Origin of the sequence: Leptospira saintgironsiae (assembly GCF_002811765.1) — a bacterium.
Lineage (GTDB): Bacteria > Spirochaetota > Leptospiria > Leptospirales > Leptospiraceae > Leptospira_B > Leptospira_B saintgironsiae.
The window spans coordinates 964,854-983,460 of the sequence record NZ_NPDR01000001.1; the positions used below are offsets into that span (position 1 = coordinate 964,854).

General features: G+C 39.6%; 19 protein-coding genes. 10 read left to right on the top strand and 9 right to left on the bottom strand.

Annotation, left to right across the window (positions count from 1 at the left end):
* Position 1 precedes the first annotated feature (1 nt).
* Complete coding sequence (gene nadA, locus CH362_RS04510) at positions 2-973, bottom strand: quinolinate synthase NadA (protein WP_086448087.1); 972 nt, start codon at positions 971-973, stop codon at positions 2-4.
* A 275-nt stretch (positions 974-1,248) separates the two neighbouring features.
* On the opposite strand from nadA, the gene CH362_RS04515 reads away from it, so the two are divergent.
* Both CH362_RS04515 and lep read left to right on the top strand, forming a co-directional pair.
* On the top strand, positions 1,249-2,313 hold the full coding sequence (locus tag CH362_RS04515) for a lipoprotein LipL41 (protein WP_100709113.1): 1,065 nt from the start codon (positions 1,249-1,251) through the stop codon (positions 2,311-2,313).
* Positions 2,297-2,668: a LipL41-expression chaperone Lep gene (gene lep, locus CH362_RS04520; RefSeq protein ID WP_100709114.1), complete on the top strand. Its 372-nt coding sequence runs from the start codon at positions 2,297-2,299 to the stop codon at positions 2,666-2,668. Before CH362_RS04515 ends, lep begins: the two co-directional genes overlap by 17 nt.
* A 60-nt stretch (positions 2,669-2,728) precedes the next feature.
* On the opposite strand, the gene CH362_RS04525 is transcribed toward lep, so the two are convergent.
* Entirely contained in the window at positions 2,729-4,351 is a 1,623-nt protein-coding gene (locus CH362_RS04525; RefSeq protein WP_100709115.1) for a hypothetical protein, read from the bottom strand.
* A gap of 192 nt (positions 4,352-4,543) precedes the next feature.
* Between CH362_RS04525 and CH362_RS04530 the strand changes: the two genes are divergently transcribed.
* The 4 genes from CH362_RS04530 (at position 4,544) to CH362_RS04545 (ending at position 8,273) form a co-directional block, all read left to right on the top strand.
* Complete coding sequence (locus tag CH362_RS04530) at positions 4,544-6,457, top strand: B12-binding domain-containing radical SAM protein (protein ID WP_100709116.1); 1,914 nt, start codon at positions 4,544-4,546, stop codon at positions 6,455-6,457.
* A 134-nt stretch (positions 6,458-6,591) separates the two neighbouring features.
* Positions 6,592-7,167, top strand: coding sequence for a hemerythrin domain-containing protein (locus tag CH362_RS04535; RefSeq protein ID WP_100709117.1), 576 nt, complete (start codon positions 6,592-6,594; stop codon positions 7,165-7,167).
* 73 nt (positions 7,168-7,240) lie between these two features.
* Complete coding sequence (locus CH362_RS04540) at positions 7,241-7,522, top strand: helix-hairpin-helix domain-containing protein (RefSeq protein WP_100709118.1); 282 nt, start codon at positions 7,241-7,243, stop codon at positions 7,520-7,522.
* Positions 7,515-8,273 (top strand): helix-turn-helix domain-containing protein, encoded by a 759-nt coding sequence (locus tag CH362_RS04545; protein ID WP_100709119.1) that lies wholly within the window; start codon positions 7,515-7,517, stop codon positions 8,271-8,273. Before CH362_RS04540 ends, CH362_RS04545 begins: the two co-directional genes overlap by 8 nt.
* Here CH362_RS04545 and CH362_RS04550 read toward each other — a convergent pair.
* The 3 genes from CH362_RS04550 to galK form a co-directional block, all read right to left on the bottom strand.
* Entirely contained in the window at positions 8,263-8,883 is a 621-nt protein-coding gene (locus CH362_RS04550) for a uracil-DNA glycosylase family protein (RefSeq protein ID WP_100709120.1), read from the bottom strand. The genes CH362_RS04545 and CH362_RS04550 overlap by 11 nt on opposite strands.
* Positions 8,884-8,893: 10 nt before the next feature.
* Positions 8,894-9,313 carry an STAS domain-containing protein gene (locus CH362_RS04555; RefSeq protein ID WP_100709121.1) on the bottom strand — a complete coding sequence of 140 codons (420 nt, stop codon included), beginning with the start codon at positions 9,311-9,313 and terminating at the stop codon, positions 8,894-8,896.
* 86 nt (positions 9,314-9,399) lie between these two features.
* Positions 9,400-10,563 carry a galactokinase gene (gene galK / locus CH362_RS04560; RefSeq protein ID WP_100709122.1) on the bottom strand — a complete coding sequence of 388 codons (1,164 nt, stop codon included), beginning with the start codon at positions 10,561-10,563 and terminating at the stop codon, positions 9,400-9,402.
* A 135-nt stretch (positions 10,564-10,698) separates the two neighbouring features.
* Here galK and CH362_RS04565 point away from each other — a divergent pair, with 135 nt between their 5' ends.
* The 3 genes from CH362_RS04565 (at position 10,699) to CH362_RS04580 (ending at position 14,304) form a co-directional block, all read left to right on the top strand.
* Entirely contained in the window at positions 10,699-12,039 is a 1,341-nt protein-coding gene (locus CH362_RS04565; RefSeq protein ID WP_100709123.1) for a glucose-6-phosphate isomerase, read from the top strand.
* A 718-nt stretch (positions 12,040-12,757) separates the two neighbouring features.
* Entirely contained in the window at positions 12,758-13,657 is a 900-nt protein-coding gene (locus tag CH362_RS04575; RefSeq protein ID WP_100709125.1) for a hypothetical protein, read from the top strand.
* A 35-nt stretch (positions 13,658-13,692) separates the two neighbouring features.
* Positions 13,693-14,304 (top strand): GNAT family N-acetyltransferase, encoded by a 612-nt coding sequence (locus tag CH362_RS04580; RefSeq protein WP_100709126.1) that lies wholly within the window; start codon positions 13,693-13,695, stop codon positions 14,302-14,304.
* A 12-nt stretch (positions 14,305-14,316) separates the two neighbouring features.
* Here the strand turns inward: CH362_RS04580 and CH362_RS04585 are convergent, their stop codons facing one another.
* Both CH362_RS04585 and CH362_RS04590 read right to left on the bottom strand, forming a co-directional pair.
* A complete protein-coding gene (locus tag CH362_RS04585) occupies positions 14,317-14,895 on the bottom strand; it encodes a ClpP family protease (protein ID WP_100709127.1) in 579 nt (192 codons plus the stop codon).
* Between the two features lie 12 nt (positions 14,896-14,907).
* Positions 14,908-15,474, bottom strand: a complete 567-nt coding sequence (locus tag CH362_RS04590) for an RNA polymerase sigma factor (protein ID WP_100709128.1) — start codon at positions 15,472-15,474, stop codon at positions 14,908-14,910.
* A 673-nt stretch (positions 15,475-16,147) separates the two neighbouring features.
* Between CH362_RS04590 and CH362_RS04595 the strand changes: the two genes are divergently transcribed.
* Entirely contained in the window at positions 16,148-16,876 is a 729-nt protein-coding gene (locus CH362_RS04595; RefSeq protein WP_100709129.1) for a YqjF family protein, read from the top strand.
* On the opposite strand, the gene CH362_RS04600 is transcribed toward CH362_RS04595, so the two are convergent.
* Both CH362_RS04600 and CH362_RS04605 read right to left on the bottom strand, forming a co-directional pair.
* Positions 16,873-17,598, bottom strand: a complete 726-nt coding sequence (locus CH362_RS04600) for an NTP transferase domain-containing protein (RefSeq protein ID WP_100709130.1) — start codon at positions 17,596-17,598, stop codon at positions 16,873-16,875. The genes CH362_RS04595 and CH362_RS04600 overlap by 4 nt on opposite strands.
* Before the next feature lies 1 nt (position 17,599).
* Positions 17,600-18,589 carry a phosphotransferase gene (locus CH362_RS04605; RefSeq protein WP_100709131.1) on the bottom strand — a complete coding sequence of 330 codons (990 nt, stop codon included), beginning with the start codon at positions 18,587-18,589 and terminating at the stop codon, positions 17,600-17,602.
* Positions 18,590-18,607: the final 18 nt, after the last annotated feature.

Consider the following 18,607-nt stretch of genomic DNA (forward strand, 5'->3'; position numbering starts at 1 on the left):
GTTACTTATAACTCACTTCCAGCATTCTTTGGACTGCCATTCTTCCTTTTTCTACAATTTCCGGATCTAACTTGATCTCGAATTGTTCATATAGAAGCGCATCTTTAATTTTTTCTAATGTGATTCGTTTCATATGAGGACAGGTCCGGCAAGAAGAAACAAATTGTCTATCAGGGAATTCGGATCTAAGGTTATCTCCCATAGAACATTCAGTAACTAAGAATACGTCCTTAGCGCCTGAATCACGGATATATTTGGACATCTGAGAAGTGGATCCAGCGAAATCGGAAACTTCTACCACGTCTGTGTTACATTCTGGGTGAGAGATTACTGTAACTCCAGGCCATTGTCTTCTGACAGAAAGTATATCTTCTGCAGTGTACATCTCATGTACCATACAACGCCCAGGAAAGGAGATGATCTTTTTATTAGTTTGTTTTTGAACATTCCCCGCAAGATATTCATCGGGAAGAAAGATAACTGTATCGCTATCCAAAGAGTTTACGATCTGGACTGCGTTTGCAGAAGTACAACAAATATCAGTTTCTGCTTTTACTTCTGCAGTGCAGTTGACGTAAGTCACCACTGGAACTCCAGGATACTGGCTTTTTAGTTTTTTAACATCTTCTCTAGTGATACTTTCTGCGAGGGAACAGCCGGCTTTTAGATCAGCGATGAGTACCTTCTTCTCTGGAGACATAAGCTTTGCAGTCTCCGCCATAAAATGGACCCCGTTAAAAAGAATAATATCAGCATCCGTTTCAGCGGCAGCCTTACTTAGATAAAGTGAATCTCCTAGTATGTCCGAAACTCCGTGAAAAACATCCGGAGTCATATAATTATGTCCTAAAAGTACTGCGTTTTTTTCTTTTTTGAGACGGTTGATCTCCTGGATGAGAGGAAGTTTTTCCTCTATCTCATGTTCCATATAAGTGGATTCCAGGGATTTTCGAATATCCTCTATGGTTTTCATTAGGCCCCCAGCCGGTTTAGGCGGTTCTATCTCTTTTTTAATTTCGACTCCAATATTTTGGAGTTCGGCAACCTAAATGTAAAATTGCCGAAAGAACTAGGTTTTGCAAGTTTTTATAATCAGTTTGATGCCCAAAACCTATTATCCATTCTCCCGACCCCAAGTTTTTTGCCTCCGACTGACCGTATCCTAAAATAAATTGACAGGAAAAGAAATACCGGAACAAATACGAAGTTATTCCTAAAAATCATCCATAAAGGATTGGTATTAACCCAATGAAAAAATTCTCTGCTCTGCTCCTTGCAGGAGCTATTGCATTTTCGGTTTCCAACTGCGGCGAAAAAGTTGAAGTCGAATACCCTGTTTTTCCTAAATCAAAAGAGGGACGCCAGCTTCAAAAATTCCTAGGCTCTATCCGCAACGTTGGATTAGCAGTCGAAAAACCCCAAAAAAGTCTTTGGGAAACCGTTTTCGGAGCAGGTTCCAGCTTTATTGATCAAATGCCTTCTAAAGTTTTCGAAGCTTTTGACAAGGAAACTTATTACAAACTTATCGACCTGAGCAAAAGAGCTGACTCTATCAATGAGGCTACTCTAACTCTTACCGGAATTACTAAAAGCCGTGTGAAACTCGGAAACCAATTAGGTGCAGAGGCAATTCTTCATATCGGTTATCAAAAACCATACACTGAGTGTGGAAGCGAGATGATGGTAGATTACGGCGCGGCTGCGTTGAAAGTTGGAGGAGCAATCGCTTCTATCGCAACTGGAAAACAAGTTGATACTGGAAATGGACCAATCAGCAAACAAACTGGTATCCGTTATATGCTTATTCCTCTAGATGCTACTTTAATCAAAGTAGAAACTGGAGAAGTTAAAAAAGCTGTAGTTTCTAACCCTGCAAAAGTTGATGCAGGAGTTGGTAATTTAGATTGCCCTTCCGTTCTTGACTCTTTCGGAAAAGCTTTAGACGAAGCTGCTCTTTACATCAAAGACAGACTTTCTCCAAAAGTTAAAACTGAGTATATCAAAGTATTCAAAGATGACGAAGATCCTGAAGTTGCAGGGTACCTTGACGATGGATACCAAGAGATCACTGGAGAAACTCCTAGCTTCAAAAAAGCGAAAGAGAACTGGGACAAAGCTGATAAAAAAGCTGGTGGAAAATCTTGGGGAGCAAAAGCAAACCTAGGAACTTACTACTTCCAAGCCGGAGACTTCGAAAAGGCTATCAAATATTACGAAGATGCGATGAAACTTACTGGAGCTGACAAGAACTACGTAAGAGAACTTCGTAAACGTGTAGAAGCGGCTGCTGCCGTTGATGACACTGAAAAGTAAGAAATTAATACTTTCTTTCGGTTTCGAGAAAAGCGGGCGGATAACGTCCGCTTTTCTTTTATGTAGTGTATTCTTCTTGTCAGATTGCAGCAGAACAAAACCGAATTTGGAAGAATGTTCAGATGCTCAGATCCATATTTCCAAACTAATCGCAAACGATGAAACTATGGAAAAAGGTGTACAAGCATTGATGTTAAGATCCATACTAAAACCTGAGACTAGCGAAGCGATTATCAGAAGTTGTGTGGAGAATAAAAGTTTGCTCCAAGTACAATGTGAACTTTCCAAGGAAAAGTTTTCTGATCTACAGGAATGTAAAAAACATGCTCCTAAAAGGGAAGAGACTGAAGGTTAAGGATTTTATTTCTTATATGAAACGAAAAGGGCCCCGACCAGTATCGGGGCCAATCAGATCTTAAAATACTGGAATTAAATTCACCGAAGGTTTCTGCAAAACTCCACCTGCCGGTGCCGAGTACGTGGCAGATTGTAATTCTGTCCCGTTTTGCAAATTATACCGTTTCAGATATGCATTGCTTGTGGAACCAGAATCAATGAAGGTAAGAAATACATCTGCATTGGTTCCAGTACTTACAATATCGATTTCTCGAAAGGTATTTGAGCTAGGATTATTCGGAAACGTGTTCGCAGTATTGTTCGGAAAAATTCCATTTATAGATGTCACATATTGTATTGGAACAACGCCAACACCTCCTATCGAAAAGGCTAGGATTGTTTCTCCATTCGATAATGCAGCAAGCTGAGCGGAAGTTGCGTATGAGCTATTGTAATAATAATAACTACTAGTCCAATTTGAACCGTCGGTACTTGTGCGGATTGTAACACCGTAACCCGGTAAAGGAGTCGCGTAAGAAACCCAGATCTTTTCCGCAGCTGATCCGGCGCCTGTCACGACTGCTGACAAAGAATAATTATAACTTCCTGATCCACCATACGCGAATACATTAGTCCAGTTGATACAATCGCTACTTCTATAAACACTCTGGCCGCCTTGGGGACTCGAATAGTTCAGATAAAAATTTCCTTTAAAATAAACGAAGCCGAAAGAGGAAAACGTAGAGAAGCTAATATTACTCGCTGATAAATCTGTCATGGCAAGATTTCCCGTTGTAATTTGATTCCGAGGAGCGGAAGCAAAACGAATTATATTTCCTTTTGCATATGCCATATAGCTAAGCCCTCGATCAGGCGCATTCGCGATTTTCACTGATTGAACACCCGTATTTTGCGAATAATATGCTAACGGACTCTGTGGTGTCGGATAGATGCCGGATTGTCCTAAAATTTGTCCACCTGCGGAAATGCCACCAGCACTACCGTTTTCGACAGAAAGAGCCAATTCCATTTGATTCACTGGAATTACTTGATTCGGTTGGAAATCGATGTAGTAATTCCCACTTCCAGAGGTACTATGATTTCCGTGAGTTGCAGGACACATACTCTGAGAAACTAAAGGTCCGTAATGAAGGACTCCGCATTGGTTGCACCATCTCCATTGATCCTGCTGAGAGTTTGGAGAAGTGGAAGTGAAGCCTAGAACATACGAACCGCTTCCTGTAGAATCATGTGCTCCTCCCCTTGGACAAACATTCGGGGCACCCGAAAGATCGAACCAGATTGCCTGGCAATTTTTACACCAATGCCAATGGTCTTGGTATCCAGATGGAGTGGGTTGCCCGTTGCTAAGATAGGGAAGTTGATAGTTTGCACTTCCTATTGCTTCATGTTGTCCGCCATCTCTGGGACAAATGCTATTAGGAGGTTGCCCCGGACCAAAATAAAAAAGTCCGTTGCATTTATGGCACCAAGCCCAATTTGATTGTGCTGACATGCCCGATATTACAGTTTGCGCACTCACGGAATGAGTAGGAGCAGAACCTAAATTTTTAGCCGAGGACAAAAGGCCTGAAAGGAAAGAAACTTCATTCTCTCCATTATGTTCATGTGGGATACAATTCCCAATCATTGGTGAAAGAATTAGTATCAATAAAACTGCACTGATAATACGTGAACGCATAAATGCTCCCTAAGTTAAAACGGATCTGAGGATTTTTAGGAAATAAATTATTAATTACTTCGAAATAACAAATCGGAGACACATATAATCATAGATTAGAAACTTTGTATATCGCTCAAATGAGTAGTTTTATTCATTTTTCCGGATTGTAGAAACCGAAGAAGTCTAAAGCCTTGTATTCAAGGCTTCTTTATGGCAAAGTTAAAACTAGTACAATTGCCTGTTCCTCCTCCTACAGCCTTTGCAGCTACTGGAAATGTTCCCTTGGCGGCGGGCTGCTTAGCTGTATCTGCTCGAGAGAATGGCCTGGAAAAAAAAGGCCTGGAGCTAGAAGTTTTAGATCCTGATATCACTGATAAAGAAGGCGATAGCCAACTTGCAGACAGGATCGCAAAAGATGAGCCTGAGTTTTTGGGCTTCTCACTTTATCTTTGGAATACTGAAAGAAGTCTTCATCTCGCAAAAGAAGTAAAACGTAGATCACCATCCACTAAGATCTTAATTGGTGGACCTGAAGTAAATCCGGACAATCCATTTGTTCTTTCCGAAACAGGTTATGATATAGCAGTCTCTGGAGAAGCAGAGCATACATTCTTCGCTCTTATGGACACTCTTCTCAAAAAAGAAGATCCTAGAAAATTGCCGAATATTGCAGTTAGGGAACAAGATGGAAAGATGGGAATATTTTCCCGGGAAGAGAATGCCTCCTTCCCACTGACTAGTTATCCTTCTCCTTATTTGCAGGGGTTTGTGCCTGTGGATCCTGCAAGATCTACTTACTTGGAGACTGTAAGAGGATGTAGATCTCAATGCACTTATTGTTTTTATCCTAAGAGTAGTAATGTATTAAGAACTTTAGATATACCTGAGACGATCAAACTTCTCTCCAATTTGAAAGATAAAGGAGCCAAAGAATTAGTATTCTTAGATCCTACATTCAATCATAGACCTGGCTTCGAAGAATTTTTAGATGCAATCATAGATGTAAACTCAGACAGATCCATGACTATGTTTGGAGAATTAAGATCTGAAGGAATTACAGAAAAGATCGCAGACAAACTTGCATTAGCAGGTTTCAATCGAATCGAACTAGGAATGCAATCCATCAATAAGGAAACCTTAAAACGAGTAAAACGTTTTGGAAGTCCGGAGAAGGTTGCCGAGGCCGCGAGAATGTTGGCTGATAGAGGAATTGAACTCTTATTAGATCTGATCATCGGACTTCCTGGAGATACTCCTGATGATGTGATGGAAGGGATCGAATTCTTTTATGGACATGGACTGGGAGAATGGGTGCAAGTGTTTCCCTTATCCATTTTGCCTGGAACTGCGATGAGAAAAGATGCAGAGTCAGAAGGTTTGGTTTATCTTCCTAAACCTCCTTATAGAGTGATCCGAACTCCTAATTTTAGTGCAGAAGCCCTTAGTTCCACTTTGTTTCGTTCAGAAGATAGATTGGATAGAAGGTTGGACGAAACTCCTCGAAGCCTATTATCAGATCCAGATCCTTCAGTTTCCGATACATTTTCATTTTCTCCAGGACTCGCCGAAAAATTTGCATTAGAAGATTTTTCAATATCAGGTGCAAGACATGTTTCTATTTGGTGGAGAGGAGGTAATTTAGAAAAATCTAAAAAAGAATTCTTTGATAGATTGAATTATAGATTTACTAAAGATCCTTTTGCAGTCACCGACCTGGTTTTATATCCTAAAACTTCTTTCGATCCTGACTTGATTACAGAGATTATGGAAGAATTTTCCAAGGTCCCAGCGTCTTATCTTTCTCGTACACTCGCGCACCGAGGAGAAAATATGCTTCATAGGATTGTTCTTGTTCTCCCTCATGGGGTTTCTTTTCCATTAGAATGGGTTTCTGAGATTAGAGAATATATTCCGGTTTTCCAAGAAATGGAATGGGAAGAAGCAGTTCAAAAATCAGCAGAGCTTGGAGGAGAATTTGCAGGAGCAAGGATCATTTCTAAAAATGAAAACGGCTCCGCGTGGAAAGTCCTAAAAGAAAATGCAGATCCGGAATCTGTAACCTTTGCAGATAGAATTTTAGAAAAACGTTGGTGCTGGGAAGTTTTAGGTTATTCTGAAAAATAGAATTTATACTAAATAATCCGATTTATACAATACTTAGATTTTTCAGTAATTTTTCAAAAAACCAAATCCTGACGATTTTATACAATTTTTCTCCCAAGTTTGCGGTTAGGATCTTTCCATTATTGGAGAATGAAATGTTGAACAACCGTAAGAAAGTATATGATTTCCCTCATAAAGCCCTTCGTTATGGGATCTCAAAATTAGTACAGGAAGCTGGAAGAACCGATTACTCCGATCCGAAAGATGTACTCCAACTTTTTGAATTAGGAGAAGAGATCTTTCTAATGTTAAAAATTCATGCGAGAGATGAAGAAGGAGTGAGTCTTAAACATTTAGAAGAAAAAGATCCACAGGCGTCTCTCAAAGATAAAGAAGAACATAAATATCTGGATGAAAAAATAGAAGAACTAGAATCACTTTTGGATAGAATCAAAGAAGAAGATGAACAGGCTCACGATCTCTCCGAAAAATTTTATACAAAGTTAATTCGTTTCCAAACGGATTACTTTTCCCATATGACCAGAGAAGAAGAGGAAACTCAAATCAGATTACATTTGTACTTTTCGGATACTGAATTGGATGAGCACCAAAAAGAGATCATGAGTTCTTTAGGCGGAAATGAACTTAAAATTTGGGCAAAATATTTGATACCAAATGTTCCGACTCCGATCAAAAATAGATTCGAGGAAATGTTAAAAACCTTCTCTTGAACTATGGTATTGGTTTGTTATAAACCAAGTAAGTCACTTGATTTTTGGGCGGGTTTCCTATAAGATCCTTCTCATGAAGTCGGACAAATCCGAGGTATTAAAAGAATTTCGCACTCTTCCAGGAGTGGGTAAAGTAATCGCAGAAGATCTCTGGAATCTAGGAGTTCGCAGTAAGGCTGAACTCGCAAAATTAGATCCTGAAAAATTATACGAAGAAATTTGCGAATACCAAGGTGCTCGAGTAGATCTATGTATGCTGTACGTATTTCGTTGCGCAGTATACGTTTCTGCCACTTCCGATCCTGAACCAGAAAAAATGAAATGGTGGTTTTGGAAGGATAGGCAGCTTGTCTGATCTGATCCGGATTTCTTGGAGCCATAAAGAATCTCCCGAAACTTATACAATTCTTCCTGGAGAAGAATGTGTAATTGGAGTTCAAACCAAGGGAAGAATTTCCTTAGGTTCAGGCAAACAATCTAAGACTCTTGCTAAGGCCGGGATAACTGGGATTTTAAGGGGGCCAAGAACTTTCATCTCAGAGAAAAATACAAAATCACTTTTAGTTTATATTTCTCCCTTGGTTCTTTCTAGAATGATCTCTGTGCCGATGGATCAAATCAGCGATTCAAGTTTATCTTTAGAAGATCTGTTTTCCAAGGAAATGATCTCCGGATTAATTGCAGACTGTGAAGAAGCAGATTGGAAAGGTCAGGAGGCTTCTTGGAGCTTAGAAAAATTTCATCGCCTTCTCCCCATAAAAGAAGAAAAGGAAAAATTCTTACCAGAGGCAGTTCTCCGGATCAAATCGTCATTTGGAGAAATTGGGATCAAAGGTTTGGCGGAGGATTTGGGCGTAAGCCAAAGTAGTTTAGAAAGAGGTTTTAGATCCAGAGTGGGTTTAAGTCCAAAAGAATATGCAGGACTTGTCCGGTTCAGAAACATATTCAGATTTTATAATTCTTCTTCCAGTTTCACCGAACTCGCCTTGGAAGCAGGTTATTATGACCAGGCACATTTTATTCGCGAATTTAAGAAGAAGACAGGTTTTAGTCCAAAACAATGGTTTCGTCAGAATGAGAGCCTAGGATTAAATCCTAATTTTTAGAAAAAAATTCTCTTTTGATGGCAGGATGTTTTCGGATTAAGTCCAAGGATTTTGCGATCAGTATCTTAGCTTCCGGAGAATGATTCCAGACGTTTAATCCGGAAGGATGAGGCAAAGGAATCCAATCCAGTTCCACTCCATAGTAGTTTTTCTTAAACTTCTTACCGATTACCTCATCCAGTTTGTATTTTTTATTATCTACTAGTTGATCGATAGCGAGTTTACCTATCGGAATGATGAGCTCAGGTTTATTAAATTCAACTTCGAAGCGCATATATCTGGAACAATTTTCTACTTCGGAAGGATTTGGTTTTCTATCCCCACTTTTTGCTTTGCCTGGGAAACATCTACAAACAGCAGCCATATTCACTTTAGATCTATAGACTTCTTCTTCTATTCCTATAGATAAAAACCATTTGAATAAAGTTTTACCTGCTGTGTATGCGAATGGTTTTCCGAATTTTTCTTCGTGGATTCCTGGAGCCTGGCCTATGCTCATAATTTTTGCACCAGGAATACCACCTTGCACAGGGTTGCCCACCATGTCTGGACAAAGTCTGCAATGAAGTAATGTCTCTATATGTTTTTTAAATTTTTGAGAATCGGTCATCGCCAACGGGTCAAGGCGCTAAAAGTTTCCAAGCTTCTAAGGAGGTGCTACCTACTCGGATAAGACTTTTTAATTTAGTAAGTTCTAAAATTTTATTCACTTGAGAAGAAGGGGAGAAGACCGCGATGCCACCCTTGCCGCTCTTTACTAGTCTGGAATGTGTCGCCATAAAAACTCCAAGCCCAGAAGAATCTATGTACTTCACATTTTCCATATTTACTAAAAGATATATGAATCCTCGATCGAGTAGATGAAAGAATCTTTCTTTCATGATCTGGGCAGAATATAAATTGATCTCGCCAGAAATTTTTACAACCACTGCTTCTCTCGGAAGACCCTCCGGAATATTGTCTTGATCAAGAAATACACCCAGCTCGGGTGCATCATGATCAAAATCTTTACTGTCCAGGTTCCAAGGAGTATCTGCCATAGTGTTGTTCGCTTATTTTTACCGAATGCGAAGACTATCGAATTACTAGCCGTTTCTGCAAGGATTTTATCCCATTTTTCAACGATCTAAATATCTTCCCTTACACCTTCTGAGATAGAGAATTTATAGATCTTCGCATTTAGTCCGAATTTTTGGAAATATTCCTTTTCGAATTTGGAGAATAAGGAAGAAGATCTGCCTTCTTTGTCTAAAACTAAGACACAACCTCCAAATCCTCCTCCAATCATTCTGGCCCCTAAAGCATATTCAGAACGGAACCATTCTACTATAAAATCTATTTCATCACAGGAGACTTGGAAGTTTTTGGAAAGAGATTCATGGCAAGAGTAAAGTTCTTCTCCTACCTTCTCCGCATTTTTATCCTTTAAGGAGCGGATAACGTTTTGGGCTCTGGATCTTTCTCCCAAAATATGAGTGGCTCTTTTAAATTCAGCCGGAGTCAGCTCTGCTTTTTCGATTAAAGAGAAGTCTGCTTGGCTTAATGTTCGAACCTCTGGAGAAATTTTATTACATTTTGAAGTCGCGGATTCTACTTCCTTTCTTCTGTCATTGTATTCACTTTCTTTTAGGCTATGTGGAACATTAGAATCGATCAGATAGAATTCATAACCAGGAAGATCTAAATTGTGATAAGAATATTCTAATGTTTCTGTATTCAAAGAAATACAAGAAGAAGGTTTAGCCACTGCGATCACGAACTGGTCCATGATCCCGCAGTTAACACCTACAAAATGATTTTCCGCGGCTTGAGCGAGTACCGCAATCTTCTCCTTGCTAATATCCCAGTTGAAAATTTTAGAAAGCGCAAATGTTACTCCAACTTCTACAGCAGCAGAAGAAGAAAGTCCTGCGCCTTGGGGGATGTTTCCTGTAAAAGCAAGATCGAAACCTTCTACCCTTAATCCTAACTTTAGAGCCTCTGAGATGACTCCTAAGATATAATTTGCCCAAGGTTTTTCTTCCGAGTAGGTAAGTTCTTTTGTTACAAATTCGGATTTAAAATCCAAGGAATACAATCTGAATGTTCCGAGTCCGTTTGTTCGGATTGCAAAATGCGTTCTGAAATCGATTGCAGCAGGGAATACCAGACCACCTGCGTAATCCACATGTTCCCCTATGATATTCACCCTGCCTGGAGCGGAGAAAAAACGAATTGGGCCAAGGTTCGGCGCGTCCGGAAAAATATTGGATAGAGAAGAGGAAAGATTCTCTCGGATAGAAAGAGTCATTCTGGAAAATAAAATCTAAGTCTGAATACTTACAAGGGATTTTGGAAATTTAGAACATTGAATTATTTCGTTTTTCCTTGCTATTCCAATTAACATAAGTAATTTGTCTCGGATGTCCGATTTTGAGGAATACCGATGGCCTTTTCTTTAGAAATAAACGATAGATTTGCCTCGGAATTTGCAGATCCTAAAACCTATGAGCTCTTATTAAAAGAGTCAGGCATTGCGTTACAAAATCTTCTCTCTGGAAAATCCCCCGGCTCCGAATTTTTAGGCTGGGTCAGACTTCCTCAGGAGACCCAAAGAATAGAATTAGATATAATTCATTCTGAAGCCCAAAGACTCAGAAAACAATCTGAGACGATTGTTGTGATCGGGATTGGAGGTTCTTACTTAGGAGCCAAGGCAGTTATCGAAGCTTCTAAACCTTATTTCAAGACTCCAAGTTTAGGATCACCTGAGATCGTTTATGCGGGACATCATTTAGATGCACGTTATCATTCAGAACTTTTAGAATATTTAGAGAATAAAGAATTCTCGATCAATGTGGTTTCTAAGTCGGGAACTACTACTGAACCTGCTTTGGCATTTCGTTTACTATGGGATCTTGCCAAAAAAAAATACGGCGCAAAAGCAAAAGATAGAATAGTTGCTACGACTGATAGTTCCAAAGGTGCTTTGCGAAAAATGTCGGATGAGTTAGGGTTTACAACCTTCTCTATTCCGGATAACGTAGGCGGAAGATATTCAGTTCTAACACCTGTCGGACTTTTTCCAATTGCGGCCGCTGGAGTAGACATATTTTCTTTTTGGGAAGGGTTTTCAGAAGCTGCCGACTTTTTGATTTCGGAAACTTCTCCGCATAAAAATACGGCATGTATTTATTCGGCTTACAGAAATCTATTTTATAGATCCGGAAAGAAGATAGAAGTAATCGCAAATTATAATCCTTCTATCCGAACTCTAACCGAGTGGTGGAAACAATTATTCGGAGAAAGTGAAGGTAAAGAAGGTAAGGGTATTTTTCCTGCTTCTGTGGAACTGACTACCGATCTACATTCTCTTGGGCAGTATCTGCAAGAAGGGGAACGTAATATTTTCGAGACCGTCCTTTATTCCAAAAATACTGGTGCAAAGGTTTTGGTTCCCAAGGACTCAGACGACTTGGATGGACTCAACTTTTTAGCTTCTAAAAACTTAGAAGAAGTAAACTTACAGGCTTTTCTTGGCACTTTAGTAGCGCACTCGGAAGGTCGGATACCATGTTTGGAGATTTTGTTTCCGGATACTGGGCCAAGAAGCCTAGGCCAAATAATGTATTTTTTTGAATTAGCCTGCGGAGTTTCGGGGAATGTACTGGGTGTAAACCCGTTTGATCAGCCTGGAGTAGAGGCTTATAAGAAAAATATGTTCGCATTACTCGGAAAACCAGGTTTTGAAAATTTAAGAGAGTCTCTTCGCAAAAAAGGAGTCTAAGCTAGAAGATTCTTCTTTGGATTGATCGGTTTTTCACTTATCATTTCGAAAAGGTTTTCTAAAAGCTTGACAGAGATTCGTTCAGGTTTCGGATTAGATTCAGTATGGTCCTAAGAGGAAAAAAACTAAGGTTCGTTTCGGCTTCCTTAGCCTTATTTACTCTATTATTCTTTATCCATTCAGGACCATCCAACAGCCCTTATCCCGGGAAGAAGTCCGACCAATCACAAATAATCATCGGACAAGAGACCGATATAGAAGAATTAAGCGATCTCGCCGAAACCTCCGATCCTTCGGAAACGGTTTGGGGAGATTTTTTAACTTCTGAGGTAAACACTCCAGGTCTCTCTAACTCAAACCCTTCCCGCCAGGATAGGTTTCAATTTCTACACAATAAATTATTATCTCAGCATCTGCTGAATATTCCTCCACCATCTATCTCCTAATCTAAGCTTCGAAAGCCAGTCATGGCCTAACTAGCCGTACTCCGCTTTCTTTAGCTAAGCGTTATCTAGTTTCGCGCTCAAAATAGAATTTTCGGAGATCACATCGTAATATTTTCCCATCCAATATAGCACCAATTTAGCCGGTCCCAGGTCTTGGGCTTAGGCCCTTCTCCGGGGACCGGTTCCTTTTTCAATCTCAGATCTATAAAAAAAGGCAGACACGGACCCCAATCTCCCGATACTTTTGCGGGGAGCCAGAACTCCGTAAGCGGATGGAAATAGAATTAGCCAAAAAGGAACGTTTGATCCGAGGGATGGAACTCGGAAAAAAGATCGTCCTTCACGGAGTGGTACTTTCCGAATATTATAAATCCAACGTGGAGAATTATCTTCGGTTCTGTTTGGAATATTACCAAAAGACTGATATTCTTCCTCCTTCTCTTTCTCTCATTTATTCCCTATTAGAAATGGCCTTTAAGGAAAATTGTAGGAATTCCTACTTTTTGGAGAAGGGTTGGGATCCTCTTAGTTCAGAATCATTAACCGAAAGAGAAGCTGAATTCGAGACAAGCTGGGACTTCTCGGATCCATTAAAATTAAAGAATAGATTAAAAGGAGAAGGTTCCGTACTTAGGACCACCATCCACCATTCGGGTTCAGGAGTTTCTTTAGAGATCGCAAATTTAGCTCCTATTACCTCTGAAGCAGAAGAAGCGCTAACAGAATATCTTTCCAGAGCAAAGTCCTACCAAGATCTTTCAGAATACTACGAAGATTATCCTTTCGATGAAGAAGGAAGAGAAATCGGCATAGCATTAGCAATATTACAATTTAAGGAAATAGGATTGGATCCTAATCTTCTTAGATTTGATACTATGGAAGGAGAGCATGTTTTCAGATTAGAGATCAGTTTTGGTGAGGAATATCTTTCTCTTAGGACCAAATTGGAAAATGATGAAGATGTTCGACCTTTTCGGTTCCATTCCCAAGCGGAGAAGGATGGGGAAACAATTTCTCCTTGGAAGATATCAGTTTGTAAGATCTGCGGAAGAACTGTGGATGATAGGATCTTCTTCCATACTATTCCTGCTGATGTTGTCGCAAAAGCAAAAGATCTTCCATTTACGGAAGAAGTTTGTGCTTGGTGTTTGTCTGGCTATTTGAAGTTATAGATCAGGCTGCATCGCATAAAGTTTATTATAAAATTATGATTCAATCTACCTATTACCCTCCTAAACCTATACATCTTTCCGGAGATCGTGTGGAACTTGTACCTCTTGGTTTAGAGCATACTGATGCATTGACAGAAGCTCTGCATGATGGAGATCTTTGGAAACTTTGGTACACAAATATTCCGGAACCGGAAAGAATGAGTGCCTGGATCCAAAAAGCTTTAGAAGAACAAGAAGCAGGGCTCTCTCTTCCATTTGCAGTTATCCGAAAAGAAGATTCAAAACTTTTAGGAACTACAAGATATTTGAATATAGAAAAGGACGCTCGAAGATTGGAGATAGGAGCAACATGGTATCCTAAAGCAGTTCAAAAAACTTTTGTAAATACAGAATGTAAACTTTTACTTTTGGAACATGCCTTTGAAACTTTGGGTTGTATCGCAGTGGAATTCAGGACCCATATAATGAACCTATCATCTAGGAAAGCGATAGAAAGATTAGGAGCAAAACTGGATGGGATACTCAGAAATCATCGAATTAGCAAAAACGGCACTCTAAGAGATACCGTCGTTTACAGTATTACGAAAGAAGAATGGCCTACAGTAAGAGGAAATCTTTTGTTTAAACTGGGAAAACCGCAGGTTTAAACAAATTTAATATTATTTCCAGTTTTCTAAAACTCCATCGATCACACCATAGATTTGTGCTTCAGAAGGAGTAAGCCAGAGATCTCTATCTGTATCTCTTTCCACAACTTCTAAAGGTTGACCGGTTCGTTCAGAAACGATCCGATTGATTTCCTTCTTATCTCTTTCGATCATGGAAGCAAAAATCCCAATATCGGTTGCCTTTGCTTGGTAAGTTCCAGGAACATGAGGTTGGTGTAACATGATCCTGCTATGAGGAAATGCGAATCTTTTACCTTTTGTACCTGAAAGAAGAAGTAGTGCACCAAAACTTGCGGCCAATCCCATACATACAGTGCTCACATCATTTGGGATCAGATCCATAGTATCCAAAATAGACATACCGGAAGTGTTCGCACCTCCAGGACTATTAATCACAAGTGTGATATCCTTTTCCGCATCTTGATTAGAAAGAAATAATAAACGTTCTACCACATGTTTTGCAGAAGAATCATCTACCTGTCCCCAAAGAAAAATTTTTCTTTCTTTGAGTTGGTTGTCCTCCATGCGGAGTCCCGGAAATTGGATTGGTTCTACTAAAGTATCAGTCATTCTATTCTCCAATCAGGAAGCGATTGCCATAGGTCCGTGTAGGACTTCCAACCAATCTTTTCTGTCCGATTTATTTAAAAGTTGTCTGCGTAATAATTCTCTACTTCTTCTCAAACGGTTTTTCAAATTACCGATTGGGATCCCTGTTTTTTCAGTGATCTCTTCGTAGCTCATCTCGCCGAAATATCTCAGATTCAAAAGTTGTTTCTCTTCGTTAGGAAGTTCATCCAACGCTTCTAAAACTTCTGTTCTCCAAGTGTCTCCTGAACGAGGAGCGGCCCTAGTGATCTCAGGATTTAATTCAGTCCCGAGCAGATCTTTTTTTCTTAAGATACGATCGGAATGTTTTAGCACCAACCTTCTGAGTAAGAAAGGAAATGCTTCCGGCTGCCGTAACGTTGGAAGAACTTTCCATGCTTCTAAAAATACTTCTTGGCTTAGATCCTCTGCCTTGGATTGATCTCGGATCCTTTTGATAGCCTGACTACTGACGTATTTTTCGAAACGGGTCATCAACTCCGTCCAAGCCGGTTCTTCTCCTTTGGAAGCTTCTGTGACTAGTACTTTAAAATCGCGCATATCTGTTAGAAGGTCCCAGTTTGCATTTTGGGGTGTACGGATCTAAACTATTTTTGCATTTTCGGGACTCTTGACCTCAGTCTAGATTTTGGTGATTTGCCGCAGATTGCGATGTTGGAGCTCCTACAATAGTAAAAATTGGGGCGACTCCTGACTTCGTCAGGACCGGGCTCTTCGCTCCAATCAGCGAAGCCCCATAACAAATTTTTTAATTCAAAACTTTTTTCCTTACAATGGTGCATCGCCGGATTTCCGCTGCGATCCCTGTCGCTATGAAGTTCTATATTCGAGTTTGTTCTTACATTCTTTCTCAGATGCAAGGTTAACGGCATTGGAGAGTGGGGATAGATGTAGGAGTTCCTACGGAGATTAGGGAGCAGAATTCGTTGACGGAGGGAGAATTTTGTGATATGGGGAATGAGCTCTCCCACAAGCCACTCCCCCCAATCCCAAATGCAGGGCGGGGGGCAACTTTATTTTTTGTAGGAGTTCCTACGACCTCTGACCCGATTTGATTCTTAACCAACTCACGCAAAGTTGCGAAGGTTTAGTTCGCAAAGAGTGCACCAAGATCACTGAGGGAGTTTGTTATTCTTTAGTGTTCTTATACTCTGTGTGCTCCGTACGAAAATTATGAATAGTCTGAATTCAAGAATGGGAAAAAGTTTAAGAAATGATAATCAACTCCGAACATAGACCTTGGCCAATTCCTAAAAGCAGTTGGAGAATGAAACAGATTTGGCATGATCTATTATTTATCCATTGGCCTTTGCCGATCTCAATGATCCGACCATTTGTTCCTAAACGTTTAGAAATTGATACATTCGAAAACCAAACTTGGATTGGAGTAGTGCCATTTCATATGAGCGGAATCAGAATGAAAGGTTTGCCTGTAATGCCGATCGCTTCTCGTTTTCCCGAAATTAATGTTAGAGTGTATGTTACTTTAGATGGAAAACCTGGAGTATATTTTTTCAGCTTAGATGCGGAGAGCTGGCTAGCAGTAAAAGTTGCGAGGGCATTTTATCATCTTCCTTATTATCTGGCGAATTTAGAGGTTACTGAAAAGGAAAATAGGATTTTGTATCAATCCCAAAGGACTTCTTCTAATGGTAGGTTTTGTTTTCAGGCGGAATATGGAGCGACTTCGGATGTTTTTCAGGCTAAGAAGGGGAGCCTGGATTATTGGTTAACTGAAAGATATTGTTTATATTCTAATAATAAAAATTCTTTATATAGATGTGAAATTTTGCATAAGCCTTGGCCTCTACAAAAAGCGGATGCAAACATTATCCAGAATACAATGGCTGATATAGAGGGGATTCGCCTTCCGGATATAAAACCGATATATCATTTTTCTAAAAAAACAGAAGTATTGACCTGGGGTTTAGAAAAAGTTTAAGAAGATATCCTACCTCTAAACTCAACCCAATCGCTCGAAAGCCGGTCCGAAAAATCAGTGTCCTTGTATTTCTCGTAAAACTGTTTTTCACCTAGATCCAGAAACGTGCCCGGGAAAATTTTCCCACCCAGGCGGTTTTGAGAAGAAAGTTTACGGAATGTATCTGCAAGATCATAAGGTTTGTTAGGTTCTAGATCAGAAAGACATTCTGCCTTCATCCAGGAAAGTCCCAGATAAAAATATCCGCCTGTTGTAAATTGGACCATGTCGTCATACAAACTGAGTCCTGTGTAATTCGCATTTTCCGGAATTTTAGATAAATATAATATACAATCGAATCTCTCTTGGTCTTTTTCGTTTGGCCAAGGAGTAAAATCTGGTTTTGGAAAAAGAATAAAATCGGGATTTAAGACTAAGAAGTTATCTTTCAAATCCCAAAATTTTTCGATTCCTGTGCGAATCCCTCCACCAGTTCCTAAAATTTCGGGAGTTTCTTGGGAAAAGTGTAATTGAGGATCTTTAAAATCTTTTAGCTCTTCTTGTATTTTTTCCCCGAAATAATGCAGATTGAGGATGCCGTCTTCCACGCCCCAGGACTTAGCATGGAAGAGAGAATAATAGATAAGAGGAATATTATTTATTTTTAATAGCGGTTTAGGAAGAGACTTGGTCCATTCTCCCATCCTGGTTCCGAAACCTGCACATGGAAAGAATGCTTTCATTCTAAAGTTTTTCCAAAAATAAAGTATTCTCGGATAATTCTTTCTTTAGTAGATGAAAGAATAAAAACAATTGGTCCGGGAAAAGTCCAACTTGTACAATCTCTAATAAATTATCTAAACAGTTGAGAACACTCTTTCTGTATTTGTCCTGCTTCTTTTCCGCAACTAACATAAAATAAGATCCAAGTGCCTTGTAGGATCTTTGTAAACATTGTAAATAATAACATTCTCTTGGTTTTTTGAATCTATTATCGGTGAGTTTTAGGAAGAGAAGGAAAAGCCCCTGTCTCATCGCAAACGGGATCGGTCTATACGCATCGTATAGCAGACTAGAAATGTCATAGAATGGAGTTCCCATTCTTGCATCTTGGAAATCGATCAATGTCAATTCTCCAGTAGGGGAGAGCATGATGTTCCGTGCATGAAAGTCCCGATGACAGAATACCTTGTCCTTATATTCTGCTAAAAACCCAGAAGCTTCTTCCAAGAAAAAAACAACTTCTGGTCTAAGTTTAGTCTTGAGTTTGAACATTTCAGAGAAATTAGTATATGAAGAAAACGTAAACTTATTTTCGAAATTTAACTTTTCATAGTCGAATTCACGAGTGGAAACCGGAGGTTCCGGTCTGGTTTTTTGTAGAGAAACCAAAAGTTCCAAAGATTTTACTAAAAAGGTCCTATATTCTGCATCATCTTGGATAGAACTTAGATCTGAATCTCCTTCGTCGGAAAGGAGCATAAGCTTATTGAACACATCCGTCTTATATATTTTAGGGACCTTGAAGCCGTGGTGTTCTAAAAAATGTCCAACTTCTTGAAAATCATGCTGAAAGACTTGGTCTTTGCATAAGATCTTTGTGGTGCCATCAGGATATATTGCGCGATAATATCTGCGTGCCGAAGCTTCCGGGTTGAGTGAGTCTATCTTTTCAGGAAACTTTCCATCTATCGCAAGGAAGCGAAAATCTATCTCACTTAAAACTTCGTTCATAGCCGCGTATGGCTAGTT

Excerpts from the sequence above, each read along its gene's own strand:
- CH362_RS04590 (WP_100709128.1), bottom strand. The coding sequence starts at position 15,474 with ATGCGCGATTTTAAAGTACTAGTCACAGAAGCTTCCAAAGGAGAAGAA.
- CH362_RS04605 (WP_100709131.1), bottom strand. The coding sequence starts at position 18,589 with ATGAACGAAGTTTTAAGTGAGATAGATTTTCGCTTCCTTGCGATAGAT.
- CH362_RS04540 (WP_100709118.1), top strand. The coding sequence starts at position 7,241 with ATGAAGTCGGACAAATCCGAGGTATTAAAAGAATTTCGCACTCTTCCA.
- galK (WP_100709122.1), bottom strand. The coding sequence starts at position 10,563 with ATGACTCTTTCTATCCGAGAGAATCTTTCCTCTTCTCTATCCAATATT.
- CH362_RS04600 (WP_100709130.1), bottom strand. The coding sequence starts at position 17,598 with ATGAAAGCATTCTTTCCATGTGCAGGTTTCGGAACCAGGATGGGAGAA.
- CH362_RS04525 (WP_100709115.1), bottom strand. The coding sequence starts at position 4,351 with ATGCGTTCACGTATTATCAGTGCAGTTTTATTGATACTAATTCTTTCA.
- CH362_RS04580 (WP_100709126.1), top strand. The coding sequence starts at position 13,693 with ATGATTCAATCTACCTATTACCCTCCTAAACCTATACATCTTTCCGGA.
- lep (WP_100709114.1), top strand. The coding sequence starts at position 2,297 with ATGACACTGAAAAGTAAGAAATTAATACTTTCTTTCGGTTTCGAGAAA.
- CH362_RS04595 (WP_100709129.1), top strand. The coding sequence starts at position 16,148 with ATGATAATCAACTCCGAACATAGACCTTGGCCAATTCCTAAAAGCAGT.
- CH362_RS04550 (WP_100709120.1), bottom strand. The coding sequence starts at position 8,883 with ATGACCGATTCTCAAAAATTTAAAAAACATATAGAGACATTACTTCAT.
- CH362_RS04575 (WP_100709125.1), top strand. The coding sequence starts at position 12,758 with ATGGAAATAGAATTAGCCAAAAAGGAACGTTTGATCCGAGGGATGGAA.
- CH362_RS04515 (WP_100709113.1), top strand. The coding sequence starts at position 1,249 with ATGAAAAAATTCTCTGCTCTGCTCCTTGCAGGAGCTATTGCATTTTCG.
- CH362_RS04555 (WP_100709121.1), bottom strand. The coding sequence starts at position 9,313 with ATGGCAGATACTCCTTGGAACCTGGACAGTAAAGATTTTGATCATGAT.
- CH362_RS04530 (WP_100709116.1), top strand. The coding sequence starts at position 4,544 with ATGGCAAAGTTAAAACTAGTACAATTGCCTGTTCCTCCTCCTACAGCC.
- nadA (WP_086448087.1), bottom strand. The coding sequence starts at position 973 with ATGAAAACCATAGAGGATATTCGAAAATCCCTGGAATCCACTTATATG.
- CH362_RS04535 (WP_100709117.1), top strand. The coding sequence starts at position 6,592 with ATGTTGAACAACCGTAAGAAAGTATATGATTTCCCTCATAAAGCCCTT.
- CH362_RS04565 (WP_100709123.1), top strand. The coding sequence starts at position 10,699 with ATGGCCTTTTCTTTAGAAATAAACGATAGATTTGCCTCGGAATTTGCA.
- CH362_RS04585 (WP_100709127.1), bottom strand. The coding sequence starts at position 14,895 with ATGACTGATACTTTAGTAGAACCAATCCAATTTCCGGGACTCCGCATG.